This is a genomic window from Rothia terrae (assembly GCF_012396615.1).
In the GTDB taxonomy this organism is placed as follows: Bacteria; Actinomycetota; Actinomycetes; order Actinomycetales; family Micrococcaceae; genus Rothia; species Rothia terrae.
Window position 1 is genome coordinate 84,376 of the sequence record NZ_JAAXPV010000012.1, and the last position, 7,561, is coordinate 91,936.

General features: G+C 54.4%; 8 protein-coding genes. 4 read left to right on the top strand and 4 right to left on the bottom strand.

What is annotated here, in order from left to right; genetic code table 11:
- Nucleotides 1-54: 54 nt before the first annotated feature.
- Both HF984_RS07910 and HF984_RS07915 read right to left on the bottom strand, forming a co-directional pair.
- On the bottom strand, nt 55-1,458 hold the full coding sequence (locus tag HF984_RS07910; protein WP_168615130.1) for a TetR/AcrR family transcriptional regulator: 1,404 nt from the start codon (nt 1,456-1,458) through the stop codon (nt 55-57).
- A gap of 312 nt (nt 1,459-1,770) precedes the next feature.
- Entirely contained in the window at nt 1,771-2,745 is a 975-nt protein-coding gene (locus HF984_RS07915) for an alcohol dehydrogenase catalytic domain-containing protein (protein WP_168615131.1), read from the bottom strand.
- A 104-nt stretch (nt 2,746-2,849) separates the two neighbouring features.
- Here HF984_RS07915 and HF984_RS07920 point away from each other — a divergent pair, with 104 nt between their 5' ends.
- The gene (locus HF984_RS07920) at nt 2,850-3,674 is read left to right on the top strand and encodes a uroporphyrinogen-III synthase (protein WP_168615132.1); all 825 of its coding nucleotides are present in this window, start codon (nt 2,850-2,852) and stop codon (nt 3,672-3,674) included.
- A 45-nt stretch (nt 3,675-3,719) separates the two neighbouring features.
- Here the strand turns inward: HF984_RS07920 and HF984_RS07925 are convergent, their stop codons facing one another.
- Entirely contained in the window at nt 3,720-4,280 is a 561-nt protein-coding gene (locus HF984_RS07925) for a DUF421 domain-containing protein (protein WP_168615133.1), read from the bottom strand.
- Nucleotides 4,281-4,465: 185 nt separating this feature from the next.
- On the opposite strand from HF984_RS07925, the gene HF984_RS07930 reads away from it, so the two are divergent.
- From HF984_RS07930 to HF984_RS07940, 3 genes are all read left to right on the top strand, one after another.
- Nucleotides 4,466-4,648: a hypothetical protein gene (locus tag HF984_RS07930; RefSeq protein ID WP_168615134.1), complete on the top strand. Its 183-nt coding sequence runs from the start codon at nt 4,466-4,468 to the stop codon at nt 4,646-4,648.
- 86 nt (nt 4,649-4,734) lie between these two features.
- Nucleotides 4,735-5,208, top strand: a complete 474-nt coding sequence (locus HF984_RS07935) for a DNA alkylation repair protein (protein ID WP_168615135.1) — start codon at nt 4,735-4,737, stop codon at nt 5,206-5,208.
- 543 nt (nt 5,209-5,751) lie between these two features.
- A complete protein-coding gene (locus HF984_RS07940) occupies nt 5,752-5,997 on the top strand; it encodes a hypothetical protein (protein ID WP_168615136.1) in 246 nt (81 codons plus the stop codon).
- Between the two features lie 91 nt (nt 5,998-6,088).
- Here HF984_RS07940 and HF984_RS07945 read toward each other — a convergent pair whose 3' ends face one another.
- The gene (locus tag HF984_RS07945) at nt 6,089-7,069 is read right to left on the bottom strand and encodes an LLM class flavin-dependent oxidoreductase (protein ID WP_168615137.1); all 981 of its coding nucleotides are present in this window, start codon (nt 7,067-7,069) and stop codon (nt 6,089-6,091) included.
- Between the last annotated feature and the right edge of the window lie 492 nt (nt 7,070-7,561).

The window sequence follows — 7,561 nt, forward strand, 5'->3', positions numbered from 1 at the left end:
GGCGTAGCTCTCAAAGCCACTTGTCGAGAGTTCGCCCGCGCATCGCGTACGGGGCTAGAAAAGTCCGTCGAAGAGCCAGAGCTGATCCTCTGCCGGTTCTTTTTTCTTGCTCTTCTTGGGTGCTGGCTTGATGGGTTCAGCGCCCCCAAAGAGGGTGGGTTCGTGGGCGTTTTCTAGCGCGTCAGGACGCTGGTATTCGCCGACTGGGGAATTATCTTCTGCTTCGTTGAGCGGTAGTGCTTCGACGGGTCCTCCCACCGGCAACTCTTCAGCTATCAGAATCTCTTCTGACTCCCAGGTGGATGCTGAACTGTCGGAAGTTTCTTTAGCGGCTTCCGTTGGAGTTTTCACATCCTCATCGAGCGCAGGGTTGAGCGTATCTGAAGAAGATTCATCGGCGGTCTCTGTTGGTGCTGCAGGCTCTGTTGCCTCAACTTCTGCTGGCTCTTCCCTATCGTGTGCCTGTGCAGAGGGGGCTGCGTCGGCGGGCTGATTGTCGTCGCTAAGGGGGTCTGTCTCTGCTGTTGAATCCTCTGTCGGAACCGCAGGTGCTTCTGTCTCTACGGCGGTTTCCTGCGCTTCGGTAACTTCTTCACCGCGATCTTCTGCCGCCGGTGTTTCCTCGACTGCTGTTTCTGCTAGAGCTGCCTCGGTGGCTGCATCCTCAAAGGGGTCGGCGTCTTCCGCGCTCGCCGCATCATTTGCATCCGCGGGTTCTTCTTGCGCGGCAGGTTCTTCTGCTTGCGCAAGCTCTCCAGATTGCATGGCTTGGGTTGGGAGGGCTGCCGCGACAAATCCGGGCATCCCGCCGCCCTGCACCGCGTTGTCCATCTCGGTGTAGGTGTCGTCGATGTATCGCTGAATTACCGGTGATAGTTCATTGATGATGCGGGTATCGCTGAGTGAGGTGAGGTGGGGGAGTTCCATGAGGTAGCGTCCCACGGCGAGACCGAGTAGCTGGGAGCTCATGAGTGAGAAAGCGATGGGGTCGATGTTGGTTGTGCCGGGGCCGAAGGGGCCGGTTGAGAATAGCTCCCAGGCGGCATCTCGCATTTTGCTGTTGGTGTCTGCTGACGAGATTGCTGATCGCACCAGACCCAGCAGAAGGGGCTTAATATCTTCAGAATTCCACATCTGTAGATATGCGCTGACGATGGCTCGGCCGCGGTTGCTGTCGCCCGATTGGAAGCTGTCGCGCATCTGGTTGGCGAGCGCAAACTGCTCAGTGATGATGTGCGTGAAGAGTGCTTCTTTGTTGCCGAAGAAGTGGCGGATGAGGGCTGGGTCTACGGATGCGCGTGTGGCGATGGAGCGCATGGATGTGCCCTCGAAGCCGTGTTCGGCAAAGAGGTTTTTGGCAGCGGTGAGGATGTCGTTGCGGGTGTTGTTCTCACCTGTTCTGCGACCTGCTTTTGAGGGTGAGGAATTTTTGCGTTTTGGTGTCTTCGAAGCTGCCATGCCCCTAGGTTATCGTGAAAATTCAAACAATCCTAAACATTAAATTCCTCAAATGTTGAATCTTGCCTAATTCAATATCTGTTGAATTTTTAAAATACCTGGTCAAGTCCGATTTTCCCGGAATTTTAACTTGTCTAAAAAATGCGGCAAAAGTAGCTCAATTTTGAGGTAACTTATGGCAATCCTGTTTAGGGTCCTTCAAAAGTTGATCAAAAATAGGTTGGGGATGGGGTTGTTGGGCGTCTTGCCTGCAGAGGGTCTGACGGCCCCCATTTTGCAAAAATTCCCCACCGCGAGAAATAGACTCTATATCTACACCGCAATCTTGCCGCGCAGGCTCCCTGCCTCCTGCGCTTCATGTGCCGTCCTCGCATCCGCAAGATCAAAGATTTTACCGATGCGCACCTGCAAATTTCCCCGACCTAAGAATTTATTGAGGGTGGATGCGGCGTCCGCCAAATCATCGGCAGTTGCCCCGGACATCGCAAAGCCGCGCACCTGAAGGTCGCGAGTGTAAAGAGCCCCTGCCGGGAATGAAATATCAGAGTTCATTCCTGAGAGCAGGGCAATCTTTCCACCGAACGCCATCAGCGGTAGCGCGAGTGAGAAGTCGTTGGTTCCACTGTTGTCCCACCAGATGTCAAAACCTTCGGGCGCTACCTGCGCTAAAGCGTCTGCCAGATCGTTGCGATGGTAATCAAGCACCTCGTCCACGCCCAGTGAGTGCACCCAGTCGAAGTCGCGGGGTGATGCACTGCCGACCATGCGCACGCCGCTGGCAACCGCGTACTGTGCCAGTGTGCTACCGGCAACACCGCCGATAAAGACGGTAGAGCCGGGTGTGAAGCCGCCGAGCCTGCTGATGCCCAGATGGGCTGTTGAGAAGGCGTGGGAGAGCGCGGCGTAGGTTTGTGCCGGAATCTCTTTACCCGAAACATCCTGAGTGGCCCTGGCAAATACCCGCTCTTGGGGGAGTGAGACAAGTTCAGTGAAAGCCCCCTGGCGCCTGTCATAACCTGCCGAGTTTGACCACACTGCATCGCCGGGCGAGAACTCGCAGACACCTTCACCCACCGCTTCGACGATACCCACTACGTCGCGTCCTATGACAAAGGGGAAGGGGGTGTGAGCCTCACAAGCGCCGGATCGCACAAACAGGTCAACATTGTTCACTGCAGAGTACTCCACACGTACCAGTACGTCGTTGGGTCCGTAGTCGGGGGTGGGTAGCTCGCCCACCTGAATCTGCGATGCCTCACCTTTGGTGTCAATAAATGCTGCGCACACATCAACTCCTTCTCTTTTCAGCATAGAACTGCGCGCACCTGTGTATAAGCCCCGTCTTCACTCGCGTAAAAGATATTCTGAGAGAAAGAGACATAAGGAGGGCCATGTCAGCGGATACTCATACACTTACTTTGGCGGGAACCACCATTGCCGTCACCGCATCACGTCGTGCCACGGAGCAGGGCGAGGCATTTGAGCGCAAAGGTGCGCGAGTCGTTTATGCTCCCACGGTGCGTATTGTACCCACCGATGCCGATGAGCTTTTGCAGGCTGATACTCGTGGCATTATCGAAAACCCGCCGCACATGGTGCTGGTGACTACCGGCTACGGGCTCAAGGGTTGGTTGAGTTTCGCTGCGGATGCCGGGCAAGAGGACGCCCTGCGTGATGCTTTGGCGGGTGCTGATTTTTATGTTCGCGGGGCAAAAGGACGCGGCGCTGTGCGTGCATTGGGCTTTGAGGATTCCGGTATCGCAGCTGAGGAGGTGACCCGTGCGCTCGTTGACCTCGCCCTTGAGGTCGGCGTTGAGGGTAAGCGCGTGGTGTTGCAGCAACACGGCAAGCCTGATCATGAACAGGAGCAACGCCTGAAAGATGCAGGTGCTCAGCTGGCAACGGTGGTGCCGCACCGCTGGGAAGAGCCGAAAGATATTAATGCTGTGCACGAGCTGATTGACAGCATCATTGCCGGTGAAATCACCGCGATTACTTTTACTGCTGCCCCCGCTGTTGAGGCACTGTTTGGCTACGCCACTGAGCAGGAGAAGCTACCCGAGTTCATCACCGCTCTGCGCGTGAAAACCGTGGTGGCAAGCGTCGGCCCGGTGACATCCGTACCGTTGGAAGAGCAGGGAATCATCCCCGTGCAACCGGAGCGCTCGCGCATGGGCGCCATGATTAAGACGCTGGTGGAGAACCTTGAGAGGTAGATGTTTCACGTGAAACATTCAACAGTTAAGGGCTAAGGGTGGACGCTACACCGTATTGCCCAGTACTAGCTCGGCGCCGATGACTCCTGCCAGAAGTTCTTCGTCTATTAGTGAGCCTTCATGGATGATGCTGAGGCCGCCCGATGATTCCAACACCATGCACTGCACTTGGGTGATCGAGGTGATGCCCGCTTTGCGCAGGGCGGTGAAAATTTCGGTGCGTTTGAGGTGTGTGCGACGCATATTGTGGTCCACGAATTTGCCGTGGGCTACGATGACGCGGGCGTGCGGGCTGAACCTGCGCCAGCCGGCGACAGATTGCGCGGCACCAAAGATAGCTTCCAGTGCAATAAGCGTGCCCAGTCCAATGACGCCCGAGGCAAGTGTTGGCGGGTGTCCGATGATGACGCGTCCTGCCACTGCACCGAACATGACGATAACGACAGCATCAAAGCCGTTCCAACTGTTCAGCACGCGCGCGCCGAAAATGCGCACAAACAGTAAAAATGCCAGATAGATGCCGAGCGCTGACATCATCACAATGGGAATGCGCCACGGCTCAATGCCGAGGTAGGTTAGAATCAGTGAACCGTAGTCCTCGGGCATGCGGGCGTCCTTTCGTGGGTGCGTTGGTTCTATTGTATGGGTCTAGAAACCTCATTGTTTTCTATATATGTTGCAACATATTGCTCTTACTTTAACTTTCTATTCCCATCACCCGGGTGAGGGGTACACAATGGGAGCGGGTGCCTTTTCGCGTCCGCCCAACACACAGCAGAAGCAGATGTCGTATGAGTGAGCTTCCCGCTATTGATGAGATCCCGGCTGATACTAAGAATTGGACGGTGGTTTTAGAGAATGGATGCGCCGAGTGTGGTTTCATGCCGGGGTATGCGTATGAGGATAATGAGCGTCGGATCCTGAGCCTGGTTGCGCCCGTACGTGCGGCGTTCGAAAATTCCGCTCTGACGTAGCGTCCTGATAAAAACACGTGGTCACCGCTGGAGTACCTCGTGCATATCAGTGAGGTCTTCGAGGTCATGGTGCAAATTACGCCTTTGTGGATGCGTCCTGGGCGCAAGAACACCGCGAATTTCAGTACAACGCGCTGGACTACCTTGCTGCCTGTAAACAGTACCTAACACCCGATGATATTCCTTGGCTTCGCCGCCTTGCCGAGGCAAAAAGCTGGTGGGAGACCATTGACCGCCTAGACACCATCATCGGAGATATCGTCCTGCGTCACCCCGAGCTTAACTCTCTGATGCTGGAGTGGGCGCAGGACGCGAACTTCTGGATCCGCCCCATCGCCATTGACCACCAGCGTCCTCGCAAGGAGCGCACCGATACCCAGTTGCTGGAGGAAATCATCGTGAAGAACTTTGGCTCTACTGAGTTCTTTATTAATAAGGCAATCGGATGGGCGTTGCGGGAGTATTCCAAGACTGATCCGGTGTGGGGGGGTGACTTTATTGACCGCTACCGAGCCCAGCTTGCGCCCTTGAGCATCCGCGAAGGGGGTAAGCGCCTCTAACTCTCCACCGAGACTGCACTTTAACCCCGATTTTCTTTCAAAATACGGGATAAAGCGCACTTTCGACGCCCCTCGCAGTAGGCATAAGAAAACCCCGCCGTAGTTGCGTACTCTGGAATGTTCGTTCCGTGCAACCCGTGCGGGGTTTTCTGGTAAAAATCTTGGTTTCAGTGGCATCGTCGCCGCCTGACTCCTAATCCTTATGCGGCCGTACGCTTGAGTTGTCTCATAGCTGGACTCTTCTATCCGGTTACGTCCGGTATGCGTGGAGTGCTTGTGCGATTATGCGGCACCGAGAATAAGATTCTCAGCGGGTTTGTCTAAACCACCTGTCATAAATCTCCTTTCGAAGATTCACTTCTTGTGAGCCGTACCACTTATTTGGCTCACTCATTATTTAACTCCTGTGGATCCCAAAATGCCAGCGATTTTCACCTGATTTTTCCGGCAATTTTGCCGCTGATTTCCTCTGGTTTAACGGCTTTGTGCGGGCTTAGAATCTAATCAAACCGTGCCTCATTGCCCCACCTCTAAGGAGCTCTCATGGATTCTTTCCTCGCTTTTACCTCCGGGCTGGGCAATATCGTTTTCGCTCTAGTTCTTTTGGTTGCGCTCGCGGTGATGCCTTTTCGTCTGTGGCAGCGAGCCCAGCGCAATAAGTTGCGCGATGAGCTGGAGATCATGGAAGACGAGCGGGATGCGTGGCGTTCAGACCGCGGCGGCACCAACAGTTCGCGCAATTACTTGCATGGTCGAGCACCTCGTTATGACCCGTCTCAGCACGACTAATTTTATGTATATAAAAGGACGCCCGCATCCGGCAGTGACTGTGTGCGGGCGTCCTATATATAGAGAGGCCTAAATTCTTTGCGGCGCATATTTAGTTGTTGATCATCTGTTCAGCAATCAGTTCGTAGCTGCGCAGGGTTTGCTCGGTGCTGGTTGCTAGCGATGAGAGCATGAGCTCGTCTGCTTGCACCATGTTGGCAAAGCGCAGCAGGTAGTCCTTTGCTTGGGCGCCGGTGCCTACTGCTCGGAATTGAATCATTTCAAGGATCTGCTGTCCCTGCGGTGAGCGCATGAGCAGTTCGAGCTGTTCGTCGCTGATTTCGCGGCCGCGTCCTGCCATCATGCGTACGCGGTTGCGCTTGGTGATTTCTAGTTGTTCGTGAGCGTCTTCTTCGGTGTCCGATGCGAGGACGTTCACGGCAGCGATCACGTAGGGTTCAGCTAGCTGCTCTGAGGGCTGGAATTTTTCGCGGTACACGTTAATAGCTTGTTCCAGGTGAGTGGGTGCAAAGTGCGATGCGAATGCGTAGGGCAAGCCGAGTGCTGCGGCTAGCTGTGCGCCGAAGAGTGATGAGCCAAGAATGTAAAGGGGTACTTCTGTTCCCTGTCCCGGGGTGGCGTTGACGCCTGGAATGTGGGTGTCGTCGTTGAGGTAGCCCTGCAGTTCTTGGACGTCTTGCGGAAAGCGTTCTGCGTTGTTGGGTTCGCGGCGGAGCGCTCGCAGAGTATTCATGTCGGTGCCGGGTGCGCGTCCTAGTCCTAGGTCGATGCGTCCGGGGTAGAGTTCAGCGAGGGTGCCGAATTGTTCTGCGATAGTAAGCGGTGAGTGGTTGGGGAGCATAACGCCGCCAGCACCGAGGCGAATCTTTTCTGTTTTTGCTCCGATGTGTGAGATCAGCACTGCGGGAGCTGATGAGGCAATGGACTTCATGTTGTGGTGCTCTGCGTACCAGATGCGTTCGTAGCCGAGCTTCTCTGCTGTTTGTGCGAGTTCTACGGAACGGTTGAATGCTTCTTTGGGTTTTTCACCGGGGTGGATGGTGGCAAGGTCGAGAATGGATAGGGCAGGCATACTTCTTCTTTCTGTGTAAGGGATTGTGTAAGTACATAGGTATAACGATGCGTGCAGCCCTTCTGTTCCCGAAAAGCGGTAAAAATTGAGCGAAATTGGCGAAAAAGGGGTCTCTAGGGGCCTGTTCGGAAAGTTTTTAAAGTTTTTTCTTGTGAACCGGGTAACGAAAAACCGCTATTTTGCAGTGGTCTGGGTGACACAATGGCTAATACAATAAAGTATGCTTACTTTTATAATATGGTTCTGACTAGGCATTTTGTTGTGGATGCGTGATTTTAGGTTGTTTTGCGTGTTTATGTACTGCACGTATTGAGCATATTTTTGTGATGTAGGGTACGGTCTCTCGAGTTGCACACCGGGGAGCATGTGCGTATAGTTGTATGAGTCGTCGCGGCGAGGGAGTGGGTAAAGCTCCTAGTCAGACGGTGGTTTTGAGAAGTTTATAGGGTTGTTGTTGCTGGTTTGTGACGGTGTGTTGGTCCTGTTGTGGTT

Bases quoted from the DNA above. Each gene is read 5' to 3' on its own strand.
- HF984_RS07910 (WP_168615130.1), bottom strand. From the start codon at position 1,458: ATGGCAGCTTCGAAGACACCAAAACGCAAAAATTCCTCACCCTCAAAA.
- HF984_RS07920 (WP_168615132.1), top strand. From the start codon at position 2,850: ATGTCAGCGGATACTCATACACTTACTTTGGCGGGAACCACCATTGCC.
- HF984_RS07925 (WP_168615133.1), bottom strand. From the start codon at position 4,280: ATGCCCGAGGACTACGGTTCACTGATTCTAACCTACCTCGGCATTGAG.
- HF984_RS07930 (WP_168615134.1), top strand. From the start codon at position 4,466: ATGAGTGAGCTTCCCGCTATTGATGAGATCCCGGCTGATACTAAGAAT.
- HF984_RS07940 (WP_168615136.1), top strand. From the start codon at position 5,752: ATGGATTCTTTCCTCGCTTTTACCTCCGGGCTGGGCAATATCGTTTTC.
- HF984_RS07945 (WP_168615137.1), bottom strand. From the start codon at position 7,069: ATGCCTGCCCTATCCATTCTCGACCTTGCCACCATCCACCCCGGTGAA.